Origin of the sequence: Algibacter amylolyticus (assembly GCF_014202225.1) — a bacterium.
GTDB lineage: Bacteria > Bacteroidota > Bacteroidia > Flavobacteriales > Flavobacteriaceae > Algibacter_B > Algibacter_B amylolyticus.
In genome coordinates, this window is record NZ_JACHGE010000001.1 from 93,087 (window position 1) to 117,756 (window position 24,670).

General features: G+C 34.7%; 24 protein-coding genes. 15 read left to right on the forward strand and 9 right to left on the reverse strand.

The window, feature by feature from the left end:
• Positions 1-82 precede the first annotated feature (82 nt).
• The 6 genes from HNQ90_RS00440 to HNQ90_RS00465 all read right to left on the reverse strand — a co-directional run bounded on the left by HNQ90_RS00440 (position 83) and on the right by HNQ90_RS00465 (position 5,958).
• Complete coding sequence (locus tag HNQ90_RS00440; protein WP_144114700.1) at positions 83-1,570, reverse strand: sensor histidine kinase; 1,488 nt, start codon at positions 1,568-1,570, stop codon at positions 83-85.
• A 205-nt stretch (positions 1,571-1,775) separates the two neighbouring features.
• On the reverse strand, positions 1,776-2,324 hold the full coding sequence (locus HNQ90_RS00445) for a CopD family protein (protein WP_144114701.1): 549 nt from the start codon (positions 2,322-2,324) through the stop codon (positions 1,776-1,778).
• A 3-nt stretch (positions 2,325-2,327) separates the two neighbouring features.
• Positions 2,328-3,698 carry an MATE family efflux transporter gene (locus HNQ90_RS00450; protein WP_144114702.1) on the reverse strand — a complete coding sequence of 457 codons (1,371 nt, stop codon included), beginning with the start codon at positions 3,696-3,698 and terminating at the stop codon, positions 2,328-2,330.
• Positions 3,698-4,738 (reverse strand): ferrochelatase, encoded by a 1,041-nt coding sequence (hemH, locus tag HNQ90_RS00455; RefSeq protein WP_144114703.1) that lies wholly within the window; start codon positions 4,736-4,738, stop codon positions 3,698-3,700. The genes HNQ90_RS00450 and hemH overlap by 1 nt, the downstream gene beginning before the upstream one ends.
• A gap of 107 nt (positions 4,739-4,845) precedes the next feature.
• Positions 4,846-4,995 (reverse strand): hypothetical protein, encoded by a 150-nt coding sequence (locus tag HNQ90_RS00460; protein WP_172625790.1) that lies wholly within the window; start codon positions 4,993-4,995, stop codon positions 4,846-4,848.
• 63 nt (positions 4,996-5,058) lie between these two features.
• Positions 5,059-5,958 (reverse strand): helix-turn-helix transcriptional regulator, encoded by a 900-nt coding sequence (locus HNQ90_RS00465; RefSeq protein WP_144114704.1) that lies wholly within the window; start codon positions 5,956-5,958, stop codon positions 5,059-5,061.
• 189 nt (positions 5,959-6,147) lie between these two features.
• Here HNQ90_RS00465 and hemA point away from each other — a divergent pair, with 189 nt between their 5' ends.
• From hemA to HNQ90_RS00505, 8 genes are all read left to right on the forward strand, one after another.
• The gene (hemA, locus tag HNQ90_RS00470) at positions 6,148-7,410 is read left to right on the forward strand and encodes a glutamyl-tRNA reductase (protein ID WP_144114705.1); all 1,263 of its coding nucleotides are present in this window, start codon (positions 6,148-6,150) and stop codon (positions 7,408-7,410) included.
• Positions 7,403-8,977 (forward strand): hydroxymethylbilane synthase, encoded by a 1,575-nt coding sequence (gene hemC / locus HNQ90_RS00475; RefSeq protein ID WP_144114706.1) that lies wholly within the window; start codon positions 7,403-7,405, stop codon positions 8,975-8,977. Before hemA ends, hemC begins: the two co-directional genes overlap by 8 nt.
• A 113-nt stretch (positions 8,978-9,090) precedes the next feature.
• A complete protein-coding gene (gene hemE, locus HNQ90_RS00480; RefSeq protein WP_144114707.1) occupies positions 9,091-10,119 on the forward strand; it encodes a uroporphyrinogen decarboxylase in 1,029 nt (342 codons plus the stop codon).
• A gap of 147 nt (positions 10,120-10,266) precedes the next feature.
• A complete protein-coding gene (locus HNQ90_RS00485) occupies positions 10,267-11,025 on the forward strand; it encodes an EI24 domain-containing protein (RefSeq protein WP_144114708.1) in 759 nt (252 codons plus the stop codon).
• Entirely contained in the window at positions 11,015-11,557 is a 543-nt protein-coding gene (locus HNQ90_RS00490; RefSeq protein WP_144114709.1) for a GNAT family N-acetyltransferase, read from the forward strand. The genes HNQ90_RS00485 and HNQ90_RS00490 overlap by 11 nt, the downstream gene beginning before the upstream one ends.
• A complete protein-coding gene (gene hemF / locus HNQ90_RS00495) occupies positions 11,558-12,460 on the forward strand; it encodes an oxygen-dependent coproporphyrinogen oxidase (RefSeq protein ID WP_144114710.1) in 903 nt (300 codons plus the stop codon).
• Positions 12,461-12,470: 10 nt separating this feature from the next.
• The gene (locus HNQ90_RS00500) at positions 12,471-12,950 is read left to right on the forward strand and encodes a DinB family protein (protein ID WP_144114711.1); all 480 of its coding nucleotides are present in this window, start codon (positions 12,471-12,473) and stop codon (positions 12,948-12,950) included.
• A 10-nt stretch (positions 12,951-12,960) separates the two neighbouring features.
• Positions 12,961-13,347: a YchJ family protein gene (locus tag HNQ90_RS00505; protein ID WP_144114712.1), complete on the forward strand. Its 387-nt coding sequence runs from the start codon at positions 12,961-12,963 to the stop codon at positions 13,345-13,347.
• Here HNQ90_RS00505 and HNQ90_RS00510 read toward each other — a convergent pair whose 3' ends face one another.
• A complete protein-coding gene (locus HNQ90_RS00510) occupies positions 13,348-15,984 on the reverse strand; it encodes a DEAD/DEAH box helicase family protein (protein WP_144114713.1) in 2,637 nt (878 codons plus the stop codon).
• A gap of 75 nt (positions 15,985-16,059) precedes the next feature.
• On the opposite strand from HNQ90_RS00510, the gene hemB reads away from it, so the two are divergent.
• The 7 genes from hemB to HNQ90_RS00545 all read left to right on the forward strand — a co-directional run bounded on the left by hemB (position 16,060) and on the right by HNQ90_RS00545 (position 22,844).
• The gene (gene hemB, locus HNQ90_RS00515; protein ID WP_144114714.1) at positions 16,060-17,049 is read left to right on the forward strand and encodes a porphobilinogen synthase; all 990 of its coding nucleotides are present in this window, start codon (positions 16,060-16,062) and stop codon (positions 17,047-17,049) included.
• Positions 17,050-17,073: 24 nt separating this feature from the next.
• Positions 17,074-18,159, forward strand: coding sequence for a CNNM domain-containing protein (locus HNQ90_RS00520; RefSeq protein WP_144114715.1), 1,086 nt, complete (start codon positions 17,074-17,076; stop codon positions 18,157-18,159).
• A gap of 64 nt (positions 18,160-18,223) precedes the next feature.
• Positions 18,224-18,697, forward strand: a complete 474-nt coding sequence (locus HNQ90_RS00525) for a methylated-DNA--[protein]-cysteine S-methyltransferase (protein ID WP_144114716.1) — start codon at positions 18,224-18,226, stop codon at positions 18,695-18,697.
• A gap of 1 nt (position 18,698) precedes the next feature.
• The gene (locus tag HNQ90_RS00530; protein ID WP_144114717.1) at positions 18,699-19,220 is read left to right on the forward strand and encodes a DUF4442 domain-containing protein; all 522 of its coding nucleotides are present in this window, start codon (positions 18,699-18,701) and stop codon (positions 19,218-19,220) included.
• A 59-nt stretch (positions 19,221-19,279) separates the two neighbouring features.
• Positions 19,280-20,425: a serine hydrolase domain-containing protein gene (locus tag HNQ90_RS00535; protein WP_172625791.1), complete on the forward strand. Its 1,146-nt coding sequence runs from the start codon at positions 19,280-19,282 to the stop codon at positions 20,423-20,425.
• Positions 20,426-20,450: 25 nt separating this feature from the next.
• Positions 20,451-21,164, forward strand: a complete 714-nt coding sequence (locus HNQ90_RS00540; protein WP_144114718.1) for a 3'-5' exonuclease — start codon at positions 20,451-20,453, stop codon at positions 21,162-21,164.
• Positions 21,165-22,844, forward strand: coding sequence for an ABC transporter ATP-binding protein (locus HNQ90_RS00545; protein ID WP_144114719.1), 1,680 nt, complete (start codon positions 21,165-21,167; stop codon positions 22,842-22,844).
• 291 nt (positions 22,845-23,135) lie between these two features.
• Here the strand turns inward: HNQ90_RS00545 and HNQ90_RS00550 are convergent, their stop codons facing one another.
• Together HNQ90_RS00550 and HNQ90_RS00555 are read right to left on the reverse strand one after the other, a co-directional pair.
• A complete protein-coding gene (locus HNQ90_RS00550; RefSeq protein ID WP_144114720.1) occupies positions 23,136-23,789 on the reverse strand; it encodes a CoA transferase subunit B in 654 nt (217 codons plus the stop codon).
• 66 nt (positions 23,790-23,855) lie between these two features.
• Positions 23,856-24,560 (reverse strand): CoA transferase subunit A, encoded by a 705-nt coding sequence (locus tag HNQ90_RS00555; protein ID WP_144114721.1) that lies wholly within the window; start codon positions 24,558-24,560, stop codon positions 23,856-23,858.
• Between the last annotated feature and the right edge of the window lie 110 nt (positions 24,561-24,670).

A 24,670-nucleotide genomic window follows, 5' to 3' on the forward strand; every position in this document is an offset into this window, starting at 1 on the left:
AGGTCTGGTTTTCTTACATACACTCCTGTTTGCGAAAACACATTAAAAGTTAAACCCATAAAAACCATAATTATAATTGACCTCATGAGAATTTAGGAAATGTTACTTTAAATGTTGCACCCTTATCTTTTTCAGATTCAAAAGATATAGTGCCTTTGTGCGTTTCTACAATATTTTTTACCATAGCCAACCCAAGTCCCATACCACTTGTTTTGGTTGTAAATTTTGGCTCGAATACTTTATCTTTATTTTCTTCGGCTACACCTGTACCATTATCTGCAACCGTAATAACCACATTACCATTTCCTTTAGCCACATGAACTACAATTTTTGGTGTTCGATTATCTGGCATAGCCTGAATAGCATTTTTAACCAGATTTGTAACCACACGAATAAGTTGTGTTCTATCAAACTTTGCTATAATTTCTTCGGCATCGAAGGTGAATTCTATGTGATACTCGTTAAAAATATCTAGCGCTAGCTTTATAATTTCGACTACATTTAGGGTTTCGTTTTGCTGCGCAGGCATTTTAGCAAAGTTTGAAAATGCCGATGCTATGGAACTCATGGTATCTATTTGCTGAATTAAGGTTTTACTGTACTCATCGAGTTTAGAATGAATGTTTTCGTCCTCTGGATTAAACTTACGTTGAAAATTTTGCACCGTTAGTCGCATGGGTGTTAACGGATTTTTAATTTCGTGAGCAACCTGTTTTGCCATTTCTCTCCAGGCCTGTTCGCGCTCGCTTTTTGCTAGTTGTATGGCACTTTCCTCTAGCTCATCAATCATACTATTATAGGAGGTTACAAGTGCTGAAATTTCTTCGCTGGTATCGTCTACATTTATGCGTTCGTTTCGCTTCTCTAACCTTGTGGTGTTAATAATGTCGCTAATAAGTTTTAAAGATTTTGTTATGTATTTTGATAACCAAAATGCAATTGCAATTGCGGTTAGCAACACCACCATAAATGCAAAAACTAAACGTTTTAAAAACTCTTCGAGCTCTTTATCCAGAAAATCGTCTTTTTCTAAATACGGTATGTTTAAAATGGCGACCGCTTTAGATTTATTATCGGTAATGTATGTGTAAGATGATTGAAAGGTCTCTCCGTTTTCTTTATGAATATCGACATGCCTATGTTGCGTTATTTCTGAAGAATTATTGAAGGCTACGTTATGGGTTAAAGCATTCATTATTTCGGCAGAGATACATTTATCTACAAGCTCGGTTTGCAACCCAGGTTTTGAGGAAATTAACAGGCCGCCATCTAAATTATACAAATTTATTTGCAGCTTATGAATATCTGCAATATTGTAAATTTCATCTTTAAAAATTAAGGGTATGTTTTCTGTTTTAACTTCCCAGGTGTTTTGGCGTCCGTTTAAATAGCGTTTTATATGAGTTTGTACGTTTTCTTCTTTACGTTCTAAACGGCCTTCATGATAATCTTTACTTTGCTCGTTATACTGGTAAATAGCTACCGCCGAAATAAGCACAGATGCAAACATTACTAGCAGTATCATTGCTAAAAAGATGCGTGTGCGTAAGGATAAGTTTTTTAATTTCATTGGTTTAAATATAGCAATAATCAAACCAAAACAGACCAACGAATTAAAAAATTGAAGTTAGCAGATAAGTGCGCTAGAGATTGAACGGTTTGTTTGAGCTCCCCGACTTTTTTGGAGGGAGCGAGTAGTGAAAGCCCGACCCTTGTGGTAGCGCCCAACTTCTTGATACAACTTTGACATAAAAATAATTGGGAATGACTGTTATTTAGGCTTCGGGATTTTTATCGCGAATGTTTTTGTAGACCTTAAAGCCTAACATAATTAGCACGCCAAGAATAAGTATACCTGCAACACCCCAAATCCAGTTTATGGCACTTTTTAAAATAACTAAAAAGATAACTGCAAATAAAATGAAAGTAGCGCCCTCATTCCAGATGCGCATAAAACTAGATGTTTTGTTTACCACACCGTTTTGTAATTGCTTAAAATAGTGATGCGTTTTTAAGTGGTAAATAAACAATAACACTATAAAACCCAATTTTACTTGCATCCATGGTTGATAGGCTAAATATGGGTTAATTGCAAATAGAGCTAAACCAAAAACCAAGGCTAAAATTGCCGATGGCCATGTAATGATAAACCACAGGCGTTTTGCCATGAGTTTTAGTTGTTTTCCTAAAATTTCTTTTTCGGGTGATGGTTTATGAAAGGCTTCAATTTGGTAAACAAACAAACGCGGAATATAAAATAAACCGGCAAACCAGGTGATTACAAAAATAAGATGAAAGGCCTTTATGTATTGGTAGTATTCCATAGTTTAAGTGGCTTGAGATATAGGTTCGCTTTCTGGATTTAAATTCTTGATAATTTCTCTATTTAAAAAATAAGCTGTTACTATTGTTGCTAATACATCGGAAATTGGAAAGGCTATCCACACGCCTAATTCGCCATAAAATATAGGTAAGATAAAAATTAGTGGAATAAAGAAAAAACCTTGCCTTAATAAAGTTAGCAACAAGGCTTGTCTTGCTTTACCAATAGCCTGAAAATAAGCTGCACCAATAAGTTGTAGTGCAATTATAGGTGTAGCTGCAAATACCCATCGCATGGCTGGAGGTGTTTGTAACATAACCTCTGCATTATCTGTAAAAAGCCGTGTTATGGCTTCTGGAAACACCATTAATAATATAAAAACTAAAGTGGCTAAACCTGCTGCGTATTTAATGGCGGTATAAATACTTTCTTTAACTCTGGCATATTTAAACGCACCATAATTAAACCCTGCAATAGGCAAAAAGCCTTGTGTAATGCCGTAAACCGGAAACAAGGCAAACATTAGCATACGCCCCACAATGGCATAAGCGGTAACCGATGTTTCGCCACCTAGATTGAACAAAATATTATTCATAAACAGGTACGTAATACTCACTACGGCTTGTCTTGCCAAGGTAACAAAACCTAATGATGCGATTTCTAACACAATAGGTTTATGGAGTCCGAAATGGTATTTTTTTATTTTTAATTCGGAGTTTTTAGATAAGAAAAACCAAAAAATAAATGCAAAACAAAATACGTAAGCTAAAGTGGTTGCCCAAGCTGCTCCTGCCATTCCTAAATCTAAAAGGTTTATAAATATATAATCTAGAATAAGGTTGCCTACCGATGGAATCATCATGGCATACATGGCAAATTTTGGTTTTCCTTCTGCTCGAATTACCGTATTTCCCATCATGGATAGTGCTAAAAAGGGCACGCCATAAAGCACGATGGTATAATATATTTTTGCGGGCTCTAAAATGTTGCCTTTTCCGCCAAAAGCAGGGACAATACCATCTATAAACCACAACCCTACAATAACCATAGAAATGGTTAATACTAGAGTTAACGTAATTTGATTACCAAAAGTTTTTAACGCTTTATCTGGATTATTAGCACCTAAAGCTCTAGATATTATTGAAGAACCACCAACGCCTATAGACATACCTAAGGCTGCAATAAAAAAAGAAACTGGCAACACCACGTTAATAGCCGCAATAGCTGTTGAACCTATCCATTGCCCAACAAAAATAGTGTCTACTAAAATGTTTAGAGACATGACTAAAATACCAATAGATGCAGGAATAGCTTGCTTAACTAAAAGTTTGCTTATGGGTAGTGTTCCTAAATCTTGTGATGCTGTTTTAGACATTAAAGGGTTACTGTTTTTTTAACAGGCGTCCATTCTTCAGCGATATTAGCTATAACCTGAGCAAAATCTTCACGATCATTTAAGCATGGAATAACTGTAAAATCTTTTCCGCCAACTTCATGGAATAACTCTTCGCCCTCCATGGCAATCTCCTCTAAAGTTTCTAAACAATCGCTAACAAAGGCTGGAGTTACAATTGCCATTTTTTTAATGCCGGCTTTCCCTAATCGCTCTATGGTGCGATCGGTATAAGGTTGCAACCAAGGATCGAAACCTAGTCTAGATTGAAAGGATGTTGAATATGTGCCATTTTTCATGCCTAATGCTTTTGCAACATTAACCGTGGTAATTTCACATTGATGTCTGTAACAAAACTCGTGTTGCTGACTTCCTTTTTTAAAGCAGCATTTACCATCCATTTTACAATTACCATTAGTAATATCACTTTTACGAATATGGCGTTCTGGAACCCCATGATAACTAAAAAGGATATGTTCGTAATCTAAACCTTCTAGTTTTTCTGCTATACTTTTTGAAAGTACTTCTATATAATCTTCACGTTTATAAAAAGCAGGTGTTCTTGTTATTTTCACATTTGGAAAATGTTCTGAAACCAACTCATCTACCTTAACATCTATAGTTTCGGTCGTGGCCATGGCAAATTGCGGATATAAGGGAATGGTTTTTATTTCTGTACAGCCTTTATCAACTAATTCTTGAAGCCCTTTTTTTATGGTCATACTACCATAGCGCATTGCCAATGCAACAGGCATTTCTAGTTTTTCTTGAACTTTATCTTGAAGCTTTTCGGATAATACTATAAGAGGAGAACCCTCGTCCCACCATATTTTTTTATAAGCTGCTGCCGATTGTTTTGGTCGTGTATTTAAAATAATACCTTTTACTAAAATCGTTCTAGCCCAAAGCGGCACATCAATTACGCGCTCGTCCATTAAAAACTCACCTAAATACTTTTTTACATCTTTAGGACTTGGACTATCAGGAGAACCAAGATTAACTAATAAGATTCCTTTTTTCATATTGCAAAAATACGATAGAAATAGCAATGAAAATGTATAGTATAAAATATTTTAACTGTTATACTATAAGTAAAAATTATAGACCCTAGCTTTAGTATTATAAAATCTTATTTATCGCTCTGGTGATATAACTTTGGACGTTCCTCGTTATAATCGCAATCTTGAAAAATACCGCAAGACACATTTGTTCTTGCTAACGATTTTGTAATTGCCATGTGTTTGGATAGGGCTTCTATTTCTGGGCTTAGGTATTTCATAATATTAAGGGCATTTGTTTTTATGTTAGTCTAAGATAATAGAAAAAACTTACAATAAAAAAATTACCCCAAAGACATCACATATTTTTTAGGTGTTGTTCCATACTTCTTTTTAAAGGCAGCAATAAAATGACTAGAAGTACTGTAGCCCACCTTGTGCCCTACTTCGTTTACATTATCGTTTCCTGCTTCTAACAATTTTCGCGCTACTTCCATTTTATAATCCAATAAAAAACTAAAAACCGAGTCGCCATATATTTGTTTAAAACCTTCTTTTAGCTTTTTAAGGCTTAAACCAATTTCGTCTGCTAATTCCTGTAAACCTGGTGGTTCTGCCATGCGTGAAATAACAATTTCTTTGGCTTTTCTAATTTTTATAACATTGGTTTCATCCACCAAAAACGGACATTGCTCTACATCGGCATCTTCACTTCTATTAAAATATAAACTTAACAGCTCGTATGCCTTTCCTTTAAAATACAACGATTTTATAGATTGGTTAAGATTGTAATTTATGAGTTGATTTAACACAATAGCCATAGATGGCGAAATTACCCCGTCTTTATAATACTTTTTATCCTTATTATCATCACTTAAAAAGGTAATATAATCGGCTTCTTGCGAAAACAAGCCATGAAATTTTTTAATAGAAATCAATACAGAAACCATCCATGAATGGGGATTTAACTCTAAATGAATAGGAAGATCGCGTTGCGGGTTGTAAAGTAGCAAAGAGTTTTCTTCAAGAATATTTAAACGATAGCGTCCTTCGTTAAATACAAACTGACTTGAACCTTTTACGCAAAAGTGAAATTGAATATACTCGCTATCTATTTCTTTAGCAAGAGATTGCATTTGGCTATTATCATTTTTATATGTTAATACCATAACACCATCATCAACAGTTGTTTCATTAAAAGTACTTTTAGCGACACTTTTATCGTTATTTATTTCTTGATTCATATTCATTTTATTTAGATTCATTCTAAATTAAACAGTAAAAACACGCCCAATTCACTACAAAAATATGATATTTATCATGTTTTACTAAAAAACAACGTTAAAAAACCACAATCGACACTAAAAGTTCTTTAAGCGTTACTTTTTAACAACGCATCACTATATTTTTGCTTCACATTTTCAGGTACAGCAATGCAGAAATATAATATAAGTAAAAGTAGTTCCTTTTATGCTATTGGTTTAAGTTACAAAAAAGCCGATGCAGATATAAGAGGACATTTTAGTTTAGATGAAGACTCTAAGCTTACATTGCTTAATCAAGCAAAGGAAAATGGTATAGAAAGTTTAGTAGTTACTTCTACCTGCAACAGAACGGAAATTTATGGTTTTGCACAACACCCTTTTCAACTTATTAAACTGCTTTGCGATAATACTCGCGGAACCGTTGAAGAATTTCAGGATGTCGCTTACGTATATAAAAATAAAGAGGCTATCTCGCATATGTTTCGCGTTGGTTCTGGTCTTGATAGTCAAATTCTTGGTGACTTCGAAATTATAAGCCAGCTAAAAATTAGCGCTAAACTATCTAGAAAATACGGCTTATTAAACAATTTTACAGAGCGTTTAGTAAATGCGGTAATACAAGCCAGTAAACGTATTAAAACAGAAACCGATATTTCATCGGGCGCAACATCTGTATCGTTTGCCTCTGTGCAGTATATTTTTAAAAATGTTGAAAATGTTTCTGATAAAAATATTTTATTATTCGGAACAGGAAAAATAGGAAGAAACACTTGCGAAAACTTAGTTAAACACACTAAAAACGAGCACATTACTTTAATAAATAGAACTAAAGACAAAGCAGAACAAGTTGCCGGAAAATTTAATTTGTTGGTTAAAGATTATGCCAATTTACAAGAAGAAGTAAGCACCTCTGATATATTAATAGTTGCCACTGGCGCACAACGCCCAACTATTGATAAACACCTTATTCAAACAAACAAACCGCTTTTAATTTTAGATTTATCTATCCCTAAGAATGTTAACGAAAACGTTCAAGAATTAGATAATGTCTCATTAATTCATTTAGATCATTTATCTCAAATGACCGATGAAACTTTAGAGGCTAGAAAAGCACATATTCCTTCCGCGGAAGCGATTATAGAAGAAGTTAAAGCAGAATTTAACAGTTGGTTAGAAACTAGAAAGTTTGCTCCAACTATTAAAGCTCTAAAACATAAATTATCTGATTTTGCTAGTGCAGAATTAAACACCCAACGCAAGAAAAACGTTGATTTTAATGAAGCGCAAGCCGAATTAATTAGCAATAACATCATTCAAAAAATCACCAATCATTTTGCACATCATTTAAAAGATGATGATGTCTCTACTGATGAAAGCCTGGAACTTATTAAAAAAGTATTCCAATTAGAACCGTCTACAAAAAATGTCTAAAACCATAAGAATTGGTACTCGCGATAGTGAATTAGCACTATGGCAAGCCAACATTGTTAAAAAATTACTTGAAGAAGCTGGTCATAAAACCGAACTCGTACCTGTAAAATCTACAGGCGATTTAGTTTTAGACAAACCCCTTTACGAGCTTGGTATTACTGGTATATTCACCCGTACATTAGATATCGCTATGTTGAATAACGACATAGATATTGCTGTACATTCTTTAAAAGACGTGCCAACAGTTTTACCAAACGGAATTATACAAGCAGCTGTTTTAAAACGTGGCAATGTTAACGATACATTGGTTTTTAAAGACAATGAAGAATTTTTAGGCGCAAAAGAAGCCGTTATTGCTACCGGTAGTTTACGCCGCCGTGCGCAATGGCTAAACCGTTTTCCAACGCATACCATTACCGATTTACGTGGTAATGTAAATTCGCGTTTACTAAAACTGGAAGATAACGACTGGAATGGTGCTATTTTTGCCGCTGCAGGTATTGGCAGAATTGGAATACGACCAGAAGAAGCTATTAATTTAGACTGGATGATTCCTGCACCTGCACAAGGCGCTATAATGATTACGGCTTTAGAGGAAGACGAGTTTATAAAAGAAGCCTGTGCCGCATTAAACCACGAAGAAACCGAAATTTGCACCACTATAGAGCGCGAATTTCTAAATAAATTAGAAGGTGGCTGCACAGCTCCAATAGGCGCTTTAGCATACATTAAAGATGAAGAAATCAACTTTAAAGGTGTACTATTAAGTCCAGACGGAACCAAAAGAATAGACGTTACCCGAGTTAAAAAACTTGGTGAACATCATGATATGGCACAATATTGCGCCGATTTTGTAATTGAGCGTGGTGGTAAACGCTTAATGGATAAAATTAAAAATTCAGACAGAAAAACAAACGTATATTCTACAAAGAGTTTTACCGAAGACCAACGTTTACTGTTTCATGAAAAAGTAGTTGCAGAAAGTTCAGATTTTATTAAAATAAGCTTAAATCGTATCGCGCCACGTTTATTAAAAAATGAAATCGAAAATGTAGTGATTACCAGCAAAAACGCGGTAGAATCTTTAACTACAAACTATTCGGCCATAGAGTTACAGTTCAAAAATATTTACTGTGTAGGCCGCAGAACAAAACGTTTGGTCGAAAATAAAATAGGCAAGGTTAAGCATACCGAAAAGAATGCAAAAAAACTTGCTGAATATTTAATCGATTATATTGAAGGCACCGAGGTTACTTACTTCTGTAGCGATTTAAGATTAGACGATTTACCTAACATTCTTGAAGAAAACAATATAAAAGTTAACGAAATAGAAGCGTATCAAACCAAGTACGATGGTGTAAAAGTTAACGACTCAGTAGAATCTGCTATGTTTTACAGTCCATCAACCGTTGAAAGTTTTGTTAAAGCAAATAACACAGAGGTTATTGCTTTTTGTATTGGAGAAACCACAGCTAAAGTGGCTAAAAAACATTTTAAGGATGTTAGAGTTGCAAAAGTACCAACTGTAGAGAGTGTTATCGAGTTGGTTAATGAGCATTATGTGTAAATTTTTACCATAAAATATCTTCCTGCAAGGTTTTAAAAACCTTGTAGGTATTAAATAATATAACAGAAAATAGACTTATAGGGTTCTAAAACCTCTCGGGTCAAAACAGAGATATGAGCATTAAAAACGATTTATTTTTACGAGCATTAAAAGGAGAAACAGTTAATCGTCCACCCGTATGGATGATGCGTCAAGCAGGTCGTTACCTTCCAGAATTCATGGAAATAAAGGCTAAATACGATTTCTTTACACGTTGCCAAACGCCAGAGTTAGCAAGCGAAATTACAGTACAACCTATCCGTCGTTACGGCATGGATGCAGCAATTTTATTCAGCGATATTTTGGTAATTCCTCAAGCCATGAATATTGAGGTGCAAATGAAACCAAATTTTGGTCCGTATTTACCAAATCCTATTCGCTCTCAAAAAGATGTCGATAATGTTATTGTTCCAGATGTAACCGTAGCTCTAGATTACGTTTATCAAGCCATTAAAGCAACCAAAGAAAAACTGAATAACGAAATTCCGTTAATAGGTTTTGCAGGTTCACCATGGACCATTTTATGCTATTGCGTGCAAGGTCAAGGCAGCAAAAATTTCGATAAAGCCAAAGAGTTTTGCTTTACAAACCCAATTGCAGCACACCAATTATTACAAAAAATCACAGATACCACTATAGCTTACCTTAAAGAAAAAGTAAAAGCAGGATGTAACGCTGTTCAGGTTTTCGATTCTTGGGGCGGTATGCTATCACCAGTCGATTATCAAGAATTCTCATGGCAATATATCCAACAAATTATAGATGCCTTAAAAGACGATGCTCCGGTAATCGCCTTTGGTAAAGGGTGTTGGTTTGCGCTCGACGAAATGGCTAAATCTGGTGCTTCTGCACTTGGTATAGACTGGACCTGTTCTGCGCGTAACGCACGTTATTTAACTGGCGGAAACATTACACTACAAGGTAATTTCGACCCAACACGTTTATTTTCTCCACCAGCCGAAATCAAAAAAATGGTGCACCAAATGATTAACGATTTTGGTAAGGATAAATACATTGTAAACCTTGGTCACGGTATTTTACCAAACATTCCATTGGATAATGCCAAAGCGTTTATCGATGCCGTAAAAGAATACGGAAATTAAAATATTTTGGGCGTTACCTACTTTTTTATGTAACAATCGGTTTTAAAAATATACTTATCGTTATAAAAAAGTAGGTCGCGCTTTCACTACTCGCTCTCTGCGAGGAGCTCAAACAGACCGTTCAATCCCTAACGCAACAGAAACGTTATGATAAAGAACATCATTTCAGGAATTAAAGCATACTTCGGTGCTTTCAGTCTAATTTCAAAATTAAAACTCTGGAAATATTTTGCTATTCCTATGCTAATTAGCCTAGTAACCGCAATCGTTGTTTTTGGTTCAGCTTACGGTTTGTCAGATAATATTGGCGCATTCATATCAAAAATCTGGATTTGGGATTGGGGTAAAGAAACATTCGCGTCCATAAGTAATTTTATTGGCGGAATAATCATCGTGGTTATTGGGCTCATCCTTTTTAAACACATCATTATGGCATTATCAGCGCCATTTATGAGTCCCGTTTCCGAAAAAATTGAAGCTCATTTTACAGGTAATCCACCACATTCACACCGAAATACAAGCTTTTCAGAACAATTATGGCGAGGTATCCGAATAAACATAAGGAACCTGTTTAAAGAACTATTGTTTACCATTCCTATTCTGCTTTTAAAATTTATTCCTGTAGTTAATATATTTTCAACCATTTTACTCTTTATGCTACAAGCCTATTATGCCGGTTTTGGCAATATGGATTACACACTAGAGCGTCATTATAACTATAAAGATAGCTTACAATTTGTAAGCAAACACAAAGGTTTAGCAATAGGTAACGGTATCGTTTTTATCCTGTTTTTATTAATTCCGGTAATTGGTGTAATTTTAGTGCTACCCTTATCGGTAACAGCAGCTTCAACAAAAACGGTAGAAGCGATTCAAATTAAAAACAAACCCATACATGCAGCTTAACTTTGGATCTTATCGCATTACACCTATTCACCCAAAAGATGGATGGTCTTTATGCAACTTTACTGTAACCAACGAAGACCGATTAAAACGCTATTTTCCAAAAACTTTAGAACAGAATTTAACACCCGATTTATCAAATATTTTTGTTGCTAAAAAAGCAAAACAGTTTGAATCCGAAGAAGAATTTTTATTCACTATTAAGGAAATTGAAACCCACAAATTAATTGGTTTAGTGTATATTAAAGAAGTTAATTGGACTACCAAACAAGGTGAATTTGCGTATTGCATCGACTACAATTTTGAAGGTAAAGGCATAATCACCGAAGCTGTAAAACAGCTATCAGACCACGCATTTGAAAACTTAGGTTTAAAAACGCTTCAAATTATTGCGCATAAAAGTAATATAGGTAGTTTAAAAGTTGCCAAAAACAACAATTTTACGCATATTAAAACATTAAAAAACGAACACACACCTCCAGGAGAACAGCCTTTAGATATGGAGTTGTATGAGCTTTATAAAGAGATTGAATAAATGAAAGACAAATTCTACCAATACATACAAACTTTACAAGACAGCATAACCTCAAAACTAGAAGCTATTGATGGCAAAGCTAAATTTCAAGAAGACATTTGGAAACGACCAGAAGGTGGTGGTGGCCGCACGCGTGTTATTGAAAACGGTAATGTTTTTGAAAAAGGAGGTGTTAACATTTCTGGTGTACATGGTAAATTACCAGACAGCATGCAAAAGTATTTTGGCGTAGAAGATGCCGATTTTTTTGCCTGCGGATTAAGTTTGGTTTTGCATCCTAAAAACCCAATGGCACCAACCGTACATGCCAATTGGCGTTATTTTGAAATGTATGATAAAGCAGGAAACATTGTAGACCAATGGTTTGGCGGCGGACAAGATTTAACGCCATATTACTTGTTTGAAGATGATGCTAAACACTTTCACCAAACCTGTAAAACAGCTTGTGATAAGCATAATCCAGAATTCTACCCAAAATACAAAGCACGTTGCGATGAGTATTTTTATAATGCACATCGAAATGAAGGCCGAGGTTTAGGCGGTTTATTTTTCGATTATTGCAAAGCTACCGATGATATAAGTATGCAAAATTGGTACAATTTTGTAACCGAAGTTGGCAATAGTTTCTTAGAAGCTTATGTTCCTATTGTTGAAAAACGTAAAGATTTAACATATACAGATGCCCAACGTAACTGGCAAGAAATTCGTCGCGGACGCTATGTAGAGTTTAATTTAGTACACGATAAAGGCACCCTTTTTGGCTTAAAAACTAACGGACGTATAGAAAGTATTTTAATGAGTTTACCACCGCATGTACAATGGGTTTACGACCACCATCCGGAAGCTGGAAGCGAGGAGGCAAAACTATTAGAAGTTTTAAAAAACCCTGTGAGTTGGGTATAAAATAGTATTCATGAATTCTAGAATTTTACAGCTTGTTGAAAGTTTAAATAATACATTTCAAGGCAATCCTTGGTATGGCGATTCTTTAATGTTTCAACTCAAAAACATAGACATTAAATTGGTAAATAAAACACTTCCAAATTCTAAAAACTCCATAGCCAATTTAATTCAGCATGTAATTAATTGGAGGGTCTTTGCTATTGAAAAACTTCAAGGAAACGAAGCTTTTGATATTGAAATGAATTCTGAAGCAGATTGGAAATTAATTACCATAAAAAGTCAAAAAGAATGGAAGGTCTTGTTAAATGAATTAACCTCAACCCAAAACAAAATCATTGAGATTTTAAAACTTCAAAAAAACGATGCTTTTTTAGAACAAAAAACAATTGGCAAAACATATAGTTTAAAATTTTTAATTGAAGGTGTAGTTCAACACGACTTGTATCATTTAGGGCAAATTGGATTATTAAATGCTTATTTTAAAGACTAATTTAAAATTTATGGACTGTTACTGCGGAAGTTTAAAAACCTACTCGAATTGCTGCCAAAAGGCTCATATAAACATAACTGAAGCCAAAACCGCAGAACAACTTATGCGATCTAGATACGCCGCCTTTGTTAAAGCCGATGGCGATTATTTAATGGCAAGTCACCATCCTTCTACCCGACCAATAAAAGAAAAAGCGTCGATTGTAAAATGGGCAAAATATGTAGAATGGATAAAGTTAGAAGTTCTAGAAACAACAAAAGGCACCGAAACCGATACCGAAGGTACCGTAACCTTTCAAGCGTATTTTTATGAGAAAGGAAAAGTGGAAATCATTTACGAAAAATCCGCTTTTGTAAAAGAAAACAATACTTGGTTCTATTTAGGTTTGAGTAAATAACTACTTCCAAAAAATCACCTCTTTAGACACCTCTTTAAACGCATTATAAGCATGAAATAATCGTGCCTTTAAAAGAAGTTTTCGGCCATCAACTTGTCGTGTAAACACCAATTTATTTCTACCCAAAAATTTTGTCCAATGCTTCTTAAAAACGAGTGCATTTTCCTTCTTGTTACCAAAAATTTCAGGAACAGGATAAAAATTTTCAACGTTAAGTCGTTTTCTAAAAAAACTGGTCTTTATAATTAAATATCGAGGCGAATCTACAGGATCTAACATTTCGGTTAATGCCCTAGAAAATAAAGCACTCTCATAATTATTAGCTCCAACTAGCATACACACCACATCTCCTTTATCTAAACGAGATGCAACCACTTGAATATTTTGAATATTAGTATTTAAAAGCTTCAACTCATGCATGGTATTAAGTATGGCTAAACCTATTTTTTTAATCTTTTTATGCAAGTATCCATAACGTAAATACAACGACACCGCTTTGTATAATTTTAAACCAAAACGAAACACGAAAGCGCCCATAAACGCATAAATAAAATACGTTAACCCGCGACTAATTATAAGTTGCAGACCTTCTAGAATAAACTCAAAATAAAACCACAACATGGTTAGCGATAATTCGGCAACAAAAAACCGTACAACATCAAAAAAGTAAATTTGCTTTTGGGCTTTATAAGGTTTCTCATCTAAATAAAGCCATTTAACTTGTTTAGTTAATTTTGTACCGCTTCCAATGGAACTTGCCCATTGCTTTGTTATTACTGGTCTTTGTCGAGATTTTTGTAAAGTTTCAGTATTTAGGCTATCAATAGCTTCTACCGATAGGTTTTCAGGAAAATTAAGGCGATCAAAACCATTAGATATAAAAGGAATTGAGGTGTTTGTAATACCAACAAAGGCCTCAAAACGTCGTTTTAATATATCAACTTCTCGTCCGCCATCTGTTGCCGTTGGATCTACACAAGCTAAATGCCAAATGTTTCCTGTTTTATTAGGTTTGCTTGCATCCTTTCTAATCGCTCTACCTCGCATTTGGTTTGATGACACAAAAGACCCCACAAAAGAAGCCAAAATTAAACTGTTAATTGAAGGTGCGTCCCAACCTTCGCCTAACAACGATTTTGTTCCTATTAAAACCTTTATAGTACCATTCTCGAAAAGCTGCGTAAGTATTTCGACTATCGATTTTTCGGGTTTACCTTTAGTCGTTACTTCCAAAAATTCGTGGTCACTAACTAGAGGAGAAAACGAAAAATTATCCATATTCCCAATCGCTTCAAAAGCCTTTAAAATAGAAGTGTGGATTATAACCAAACTACCCGTTAAAACAGCTAATTCGTTGTTATAAGAACAATATGTTTTTACATATTTAAAAATAGGCAAAACACCAATTTTATTAATGGTTTCAATAGCTTGTTTAGAGGTGTTTAAAAACTCTTTCCGGATATAATCGGTTAAAATGACACAACTTAAGTTTTCTCCTAAAGCTTCCCTTTCGGACGCCACAATTTTTACAATACTTTTAAGTTTGCTTGGGCTATACGCCAAAGATTTATAAAGCAATTGCTCGCCAACAAAATTCACTTGGTTGCGTTCTAAAACATTAAGTCGTCTTAGTTTTTTTTCGAGCGTTACAAGATAATCTTCGTGAGTTATCAAAGTTTCTCTATCTGTTACTAAAAGGTTTTGAAGTAGAATTTCCAACCATTCTAAATTGAGTTTTGGAAACTGAATGGTTTCATTTTTATTAAAACCCAGAATCTCTAAGGTTTCTGCTTCTATGTAAACTCCACAGGCATTCAAAAAAATTAAAATGGATGAGAAGTAGGATGTATTTGTGTAAATTTCATCCAAATGAATCTTTGGATTCTTATAAAACCTATGATTTTTAAGAAGCGCTATAAACGATTCATCATGCAATATAGCATCTTGAAATTTCGAGATTTTTTGTCGGTATTCAACAATGAAATTAATTTCTAAATCATTGGGTTTCGAAAAATATACAAAGTCTTGATGCGGACATAAATCGTTTTCTTTTACCAAATCGGGTACCGCAATTTCATCGTCTACCTCGCCACACAATGTAAAGTATTTGGCAAGCTCACTTCGGCTACTATCGTAAGGCGGTGTTGCAGTTAGTGCCACTACAAAAAACGAATTACGGTTTTTTAAAGCCATCAAACATTTCCACCAAGCACTTTTTAAATGGTGTGCTTCGTCTAAAACAACGGTTTCAATATTATGGGTTTCGAAAAATTTAAAATAATCTTCTTCATCTTCAAAAGACTTGTATAAAGCATGAAGCGATTGGTAGGTTGAAAACGTAATATCACTAGGCGATTTTATGTTAAAGGAACAAGCGTCGAAACCATTGTTTTTAGTAAAAAACTCCTGCAGCCTGCTTTCCCATTGATTTCTTATAGTTAGCGTAGGTGCTAAAACCAATGTCTTTTTGCCTAATCGCCTTAAAATTTCGATTCCTAAAATGGTTTTTCCCGATCCTGGAGGCGCAATAACATGAAAATGGTGGTCTAAAATATGACTATCAAAATTTTTTAATAGGGTTTCCTGATAACTTCGCCAAGGGAACTTAAATTCTAAAACACTTAGGGATTCTAGCAATACAAAATGAGTTTTAATGATTAACTTTGTATTTGATAAAAGTAAACATTATCTGAACAATTTTACATTAAAACTATGTTTCCATTACGAAGAAATAGAAGATTAAGAACCAACGCAGCCATTCGCGCTTTAGTTCGTGAAACCGTTATAACACCAAACGATTTTTTAGTGCCTCTTTTTGTGGTTGAAGGCAAAGGCATAAAAGATGAAATCCCATCGATGCCAAATTACTTTCGGTACAGTTTAGATTTGCTTGAAGGCGAAGTAAAAGAACTTTGGAGTTTGGGATTAAAATCAGTGTTACTTTTTGTAAAAGTGCCAGATAATTTAAAAGATAACCAGGGAAAAGAAGCCTTAAACCCTAACGGATTAATGCAACGCGCTATTAAAACCGTTAAAAATGTGTGCCCAGACATGTTGGTGATGACCGATGTGGCTCTAGATCCATATTCGGCCTACGGACACGATGGTATTATTGAAAACGGACAAATTATAAACGATGAAACCGCTGAGTTTTTAGCAGAAATGAGCGTTTCTCATGCTACTGCTGGAGCCGATTTTGTGGCACCAAGCGACATGATGGATGGTCGTATTCTTAGCATTCGCGAAGCTCTAGAAGATGAAGGTTTTATTAATACAGGCATTATGAGTTATTCCGCAAAATATGCCTCCGCTTTTTACGGACCTTTTCGCGATGCCTTAGATTCTGCTCCTGTTGATTTAATAGATATTCCGAAGGATAAAAAAACCTACCAAATGGATTTTGGTAACCGTTTTGAAGCGATTAGAGAAACTGAAATGGATATTGACGAAGGAGCCGATATCGTAATGGTAAAACCTGGTCTTTCTTATTTGGATATTTTAAGAGACATTAAAAACGAGGTCGATGTTCCTGTGGCTGTATATCAAGTTTCTGGCGAATATGCCATGATAAAAGCTGCTGCCGAAAAAGGTTGGCTAAACCACGACCAAGTGATGATGGAAACTACCATGGCATTTAAACGTGCTGGTGCAGATATAATCGCTAGCTATTTTGCTAAGGATGTTGTGAAATTATTATCGTAAATTCGTCATTAACAAAATAAACCTATGAGCGCATTACTTTTTTGGGCAACCATTTCAATTTTCTTTTCATTTTTATGTTCCATCCTTGAGGCTGTTTTATTAAGCGTTACTCCAACCTTTATAAATGTTAAAAAACAAGAAGGAAAAGACTATGCTTTAACATTAGAAGCCTTAAAAAAAGATGTAGACAAACCACTAATAGCCATACTTACGCTAAACACTATTGCACATACTTTAGGTGCAATGATGGTTGGTATTGAAGCCGAAAGCTTAGAATTTAAAATTGAATTTTGGGGCATAAATACTGTAGGTGTAGTTTCAGCAATCATGACGCTTTTAATATTAGTAGCCTCAGAAATTGTCCCGAAAACCATTGGAGCAACCTACTGGAAACAATTAGCAAACTTCACATCAAAAGCATTAACGGTACTAATTTTCCCTTTAAAGTGGACGGGAATTTTATGGTTATTACAATTAACTACAAAATTAATTGGCGGTAAAGGTCATGGTAGCGTTTTAAGCAGAGAAGGATTTATGGTAATGACCGATATGGCTCATGAAGAAGGTGTTTTTCAAGAAAACGAAAGTAAAATCATTAAAAACCTTTTAACCTTCAAAGAAATATTTTCTAAAAATATCATGACACCACGAACCGTTATGAAAACCGAAAATGAAACAACCACAGTCGAAGATTTTTTTAATAGAAACTTAAACCTTCGCTTTTCTAGAATTCCAGTGTTTTCTGAAACCGAAGACAATATAAAAGGCCTAGTTTTAAAAGACGAAATTTTTAAAGAAATGGCTTTAGGTAATGGTAATAAAAAATTAGCAGACCTTAAAAGAGATATTATTATTGTAAATCGCGATTTAGCCATCCCTACACTTTTTGAAAAACTTGTAGAAAGCAGAAACCACATGGCTTTAGTAGTCGATGAATATGGATCGGTAAGTGGTTTAGTAACCATGGAAGATGTAATTGAAACGCTTTTAGGGTTAGAAATTATGGATGAGAGCGATAATGTTTCAGACCTGCAACATTTAGCTAGAAAAAGCTGGGAAGCACGTGCTAAAAAACTAGGTATTATTGAAGAAGATAAAGCTTCAGAGTAATGTAATATTCACAATTAAACCAACATGAATGTTGCAATTAACCATTTAAAATAAAATAATTCAGATGGAAAGCTGCATCATTCAATCACCTTTAGGATTCACTAAAATAATTGGTGATGTTGATGGTATTACATCTGTTACCGTGCTTAATTCCGAAGAAAAAATCACAGATATTATTCCCGTAGAATTAGAGGATTGTGCTATTCAGCTCCATGAATATTTTATGGGCGAACGCAAACAATTCAACCTTAAATTAAATGCTAGCGGTACAAATTTCCAAAAACGCGTTTGGCATGCTTTAGAGCAAATTCCCTACGGTAAAACAACCTCTTATTTAGATTTATCAAAACAATTGGGCGATGTTAAAGCTATTCGCGCTGTGGCCAATGCTAATGGTAAAAATCCATTATGGATTATTGTACCGTGTCATCGCGTCATTGGCAGTAATGGCTCACTTACTGGTTATGCCGGCGGTTTACATCGTAAAAAATGGCTGTTAGAGCACGAAAGCCCATATAAGCAACAAAGTTTATTTTAATATGTACAGAACACTTTCCAATATTGCTAACCGTTTTTTTAGCGAGGCTCAAATTTATAAACATGGGTTTAATTGGTCGCCCATGTACAGGCATTCAACAGCAAAAGTTATTGAGGTTTCTAAAGATTTACATTACGTTAAAATTAAAATTCCGTTAAGCTGGAAAAACAAAAACTTTGTAGGTTCTATATTTGGCGGTAGTATGCTATCGGCCACAGACCCCATTTATATGATTCAGCTTATTAAAATTCTTGGTGATGACTACGTAGTTTGGGACAAAGCAGCAACTATAAAATATAGACGACCAGGTAAAGAAACTATATTTTGCGAATTCGTTTTTTCGCCGGAAGACATTGTAAATATTAAAAAAGACATAAAAGTTAAAGGCGAAATAGATATTGTAAAAACACCAAATATTGTAAACAAAGAGGGCGTTGTAATTGCCGAACTTTCTAAAACCATTTACATAGCCGATAAGGACTTTTACAAGAAAAAGCGCATGCAAAAGGCCGCTTCCAAATAATTTATTTTACACCCATATATTTATTTCCTTATCTTTAGTTGCAACATTAAACTAATAAAATGAACTTTATAAAAAAGCTCCTTAAATGGATTTTAGCACTATTAGCCATTATAGTTATAGCCTTATACATTTTCGATTACGAATATATTCTTCGAGGTGTAAAAGTTGTGTATTTTACAGGACATAAAACGGCCTTTATAGATGACTATCCGTACTTTGAAAACGACACCATTAAAAAAGGCGACACGGTAGATGAATGGCCAATACATAAAAACTATAACAGCGTACAACCAACCGAAAAACTGAGTACAGTAAATAAAGATTGGGGAACCATAGCATATGTAATTATTAAAAACGATAGTATTTGGTTCGAAACATATTACGATGGTTTTAATGCGGCATCAAAAACCAATTCGTTTTCTATGGCAAAAAGTATAACCTCTGCGCTTTTAGGAAAAGCCATTATGGATGGTTATATAAAAAACCTAGACCAGCCACTTAGCGATTTTTATCCGCAATATAATTATGCTAAAACCACGGTTGGCGATTTATCATCCATGGCATCTGGTCTGGATTGGGTAGAGCATTACACGAGTCCGTTTTCGGTTACCGCAAGGGCCAATTACGATGACGATTTAGCCGAAACCATTTTAAACCAGAAAGTAGTAAAAACACCAGGAGAATCTTTTGAATACTTAAGCGGAAGCACACAACTTTTAGGTATGGTATTAAAGAAAGCAACTGGTAAAACACTATCCAATTACCTATCCGAAAGTTTTTGGAAACCTATGGGAGCCGCAAACGATGCTTATTGGCAAGTAGACGATGAAGAGAACAGATTAGCAAAAGCCTTTTGCTGTATAGCAAGTAGCGCTAGAGATTTTGCACGCTTTGGAAAATTGTATAAGGACGATGGAAAATGGAATGGTAAACAGCTTTTAGATTCCGCTTTTGTTAAAAAAAGTATTACGCCGCGCTTTAAAGAAAGTCCAGAATATGGCTATGGCTGGTGGCTAAAAAATGTTGGCGACAAACATTTTTTTATGATGCGTGGTCACTTAGGCCAATACGTAATTGTGGAGCCAGAAGACAATGTAATAATCGTGCGTTTGGGGCATAAAAAATCGCCAGACCAAGGCATTGGAAAATTTACAGATGATATTACGGTGTATATTGAAGAAGCTTATAAAATGTTGAATAAATAAATAATCGCTTTCGCGGAAATTAAAGATGATTAGTAAATTAAACCTTGAAGACATATTGTTTTTGGACATTGAAACCGTTCCAGAAACCCAGTATTTTTCTGATTTAGACGAAACAAAACAAGCCCTTTGGGAACAAAAATCGAGATACCAAAGAAAAGAAGATTTTACAGCCGAAGAGTTTTATGATCGTGCCGGAATTTGGGCAGAATTTGGCCTTATAGTTTGTATTTCGGTGGGTTATTTTACGTTTCAGGGTGAAAACAGAATATTTAGAGTCACTTCGTTTTATGGCGATGAAGTTAAAATATTGAAGGACTTTAAAAATCTTATTATTTCTCATTTTAGCCAAACCAAACATTTACTTTGCGCGCACAACGGCAAGGAATTCGACTTTCCCTACATTGCAAGACGCATGATTATAAACGGTATTGAGCTACCTTACAAACTCAATTTATTTGGAAAAAAACCTTGGGAAGTACCGCATTTAGACACCTTAGAATTGTGGAAATTTGGCGATTATAAAACCTATACCTCTTTAAAATTATTAACCAATGTTTTAGGAATTCCATCGCCTAAAGACGATATTGATGGCAGTGAAGTGTATCGGGTGTTTTATAAAGAAAAGGAAATCGATAGAATAATTATCTATTGCGAAAAAGACACGATTGCCGTTGCCCAAATATTTTTACGCTTAAGAGGCGATTCCATTTTAACCGACGACGAAATTATACATATTTAAATGGCTGAAACTCCTATATTACAAATTAAAAATCTTACTATTTCGTTTGGAAACAACGAAGTTATCCATGGTATTTCTTATAATTTAAACAAGAATGAAATACTCGGAATAGTAGGCGAATCCGGATCGGGAAAATCGGTGTCATCCTTAGCTATATTAGGCATTCTTCCTAAAAAAATATCAAAAATAGATTTTGGCAGCATACTTTATAATAACAATGACTTAACAACACTTTCTCCAAAATTATTTCAAAACATAAGAGGTAATAAAATTGCCATGATTTTTCAGGAACCTATGAGTTCGTTAAATCCATCGATGACTTGCGGAAAACAAGTTGAAGAAATCCTATTACAGCACACCAACTTATCTAAAAAAGAAGCAAAAAACGAAACGCTTTTACTTTTTGAAAAAGTTAAACTCCCCAATGTAGCCATTACACATCAAAAATACCCGCATGAAATATCTGGCGGACAAAAACAACGTGTTATGATTGCTATGGCCATTGCCTGCAAACCCGATATTTTAATTGCCGACGAGCCTACAACAGCATTGGATGTAACGGTGCAAAGAGACATTATTAGCCTTTTAAAAGAGTTACAAGCAGAAACAAAAATGAGCATTATTTTTATAACGCACGATTTGGCTTTAATATCTGAAATTGCACACCATGTATTGGTTATGTATAAAGGCAATATTGTTGAACAAGGCCATGTATCTGATATTTTTAATAACCCACAGCACAACTACACCAAAGCTTTAATAAACTCTAGACCATCTTTAGATTCACGACTTAAAACACTACCAACTATTCAAGATTTTTTAGAAGACACCATTTCAACAGAAATTGTAACTACGGCACAACGTAAAAAAAATCATGAAAAACTATATGCAAAACCACCACTTTTAGAGGTTATTAATGTTGAAAAAGAATATATTTCTAAATCGGGTTGGTTTTCTAAACCTCAGCATTTTAAAGCCGTAAACAATGTAAGTTTTAAACTTTACAAAGGCGAAACACTTGGCTTGGTGGGCGAATCGGGTTGCGGAAAATCAACCTTAGGTAACGCCATACTACAACTAGATAAAGCTACTGCCGGTGCCATATTATATAATGGTGTGGATATAACTAAGTTGTCAAAATCTAAAATTAGAACGCTTAGAAAAGACATTCAAATTATATTTCAAGACCCATATTCCTCTTTAAATCCTAGAATTCCTGTTGGCGAAGCTATTTTAGAACCCATGATAGTTCATAAACTATATAATTCTGATAACGAACGAAAACAAAAAGTAATTGAAATTTTAAACCGTGTAGGTTTATCTGAAGATTATTATAACCGCTATCCTCACGAATTTTCTGGTGGACAAAGGCAACGTATTGGTATTGCTAGAACTATTGCTTTACAACCCAAATTAATTGTTTGCGACGAGTCGGTTTCTGCTTTGGATATATCGGTTCAAGCACAGGTTTTAAATCTTTTAAATGAACTAAAAGAAGATTTTGGGTTTACCTATATATTTATTTCTCACGATTTAGCCGTTGTTAAATATATGTCTGACCAATTACTGGTAATGAACAAGGGTAAAATTGAAGAATTGGATGACGCCGATACTATTTATAGCGATCCGAAAAAAGAGTACACAAAAAAATTAATTCATGCTATTCCAAAAGGATTATAGCATGAATATCTTTTTTGTTAAATAAACCAAACTCTTAAAAAACTGAACATTATGTTTCAGAGTTTCCTTGAATTTGCTTTCATCATTAGTAGGTAATTCAGGTAGATTTGTTGCAAAATTCATAAGCGGTTAGTTTAAGGTAGATTTGGGGAAATCTTTATATTAAATTGGTTTCATTGGGCTCTACAAATATAGCACAGATTTTAAATATATCGTTAAAAAACATAATTAATCGATGAAATACACTTAATTTTAACATTTAAGCAATTTCACCCGCAATAAAGACTTTGCCTAAATATCCATTTCTGGAACCTCACCTTCAATAATCAAGGTGCCTTCGGTAGCATTTTTAATAGTTTCAACGCTTACTCCCGGCGCACGTTCTAACAGCTTAAAACCTTGGTCTGTTACTTCTAAAACTGCAAGGTTAGTTACAATACGTTTTACACAACCAACACCGGTTAATGGCAAACTACATGCTTTAAGCAGTTTAGATTCACCACGCTTATTGGTATGCATCATAGCCACAATTATATTTTCTGCACTGGCCACTAAATCCATGGCACCTCCCATACCTTTAACCATACGACCAGGAATTTTCCAATTGGCTATATCGCCATTTTCAGCCACTTCCATAGCGCCCAAAATGGTTAAATCTACATGCTTACCTCGTATCATTGAAAAACTAAGTGCCGAATCGAAAAAACTAGCACCAGGAAGCGTTGTTATGGTTTGTTTTCCGGCGTTAATAATATCGGCATCTTCTTCGCCTTCAAAAGGAAACGGCCCCATACCTAAAACCCCATTTTCACTTTGAAATTCAACTTCTATATCGTCTCTAACATAATTAGCAACAAGTGTTGGAATGCCAATACCAAGATTAACGTAAAAGCCATCTTGTACTTCTTTTGCTATGCGTTTTGCTATTCCGTTTTTATCTAACATCTATTTAAGTTATAAGTTAATACATATTTAAAGTTATAAGTTACTCACTCTATGGTGAGCTTAACTTTAAGTACTTTTTGGTCTTACAGTACGTTGTTCAATTCGTTTTTCGAAAACTTCACCTTTAAAAATGCGCTGCACAAATATCCCTGGAATATGAATTTGATTAGGGTCCAATTCGCCTAAAGGCACCATTTCTTCAACCTCAGCAACCGTAATTTTTGCTGCACCACACATGTTAGGATTAAAATTTCTAGCAGTTCCTTTAAAAATTAAGTTACCAGCAGCATCGCCTTTCCAGGCTTTTACAAAAGCAAAATCGGCTTTAAAAGCATGCTCTAAAACGTACATTTTACCATCAAATTCTCGTGTTTCTTTACCTTCGGCAACTTCCGTACCATATCCTGCAGGTGTATAAATAGCAGGAAATCCGGCCTGTGCCGCTCTACAACGCTCGGCTAAAGTACCTTGCGGAATCAATTCAACATCCAACTCACCAGACAACATTTGACGCTCAAACTCGTCATTTTCACCAACGTAAGATGACACCATTTTTTTTATTTGTCTTTTTTGAAGCAACAGCCCTAATCCAAAATTATCGACTCCAGCGTTATTTGAAATACAGGTTAATCCTTTTACACCAAGTTTAACTAATTGCGCAATGGCATTTTCTGGAATTCCACTTAGCCCGAAACCGCCAAACATAAATGTCATATTATCAGATACGCCTTTTAAGGCATCTTGTACATTTGCTACTTTTTTGTTAATCATTATATTCAGTTTTTGCAATATAAATTTACGAATAATTGAATGATAAGTGGAAATTATTAACAAATAAAAAAACCATCCTTTTCAGAATGGTTTTTACTTTATAGTTTTAT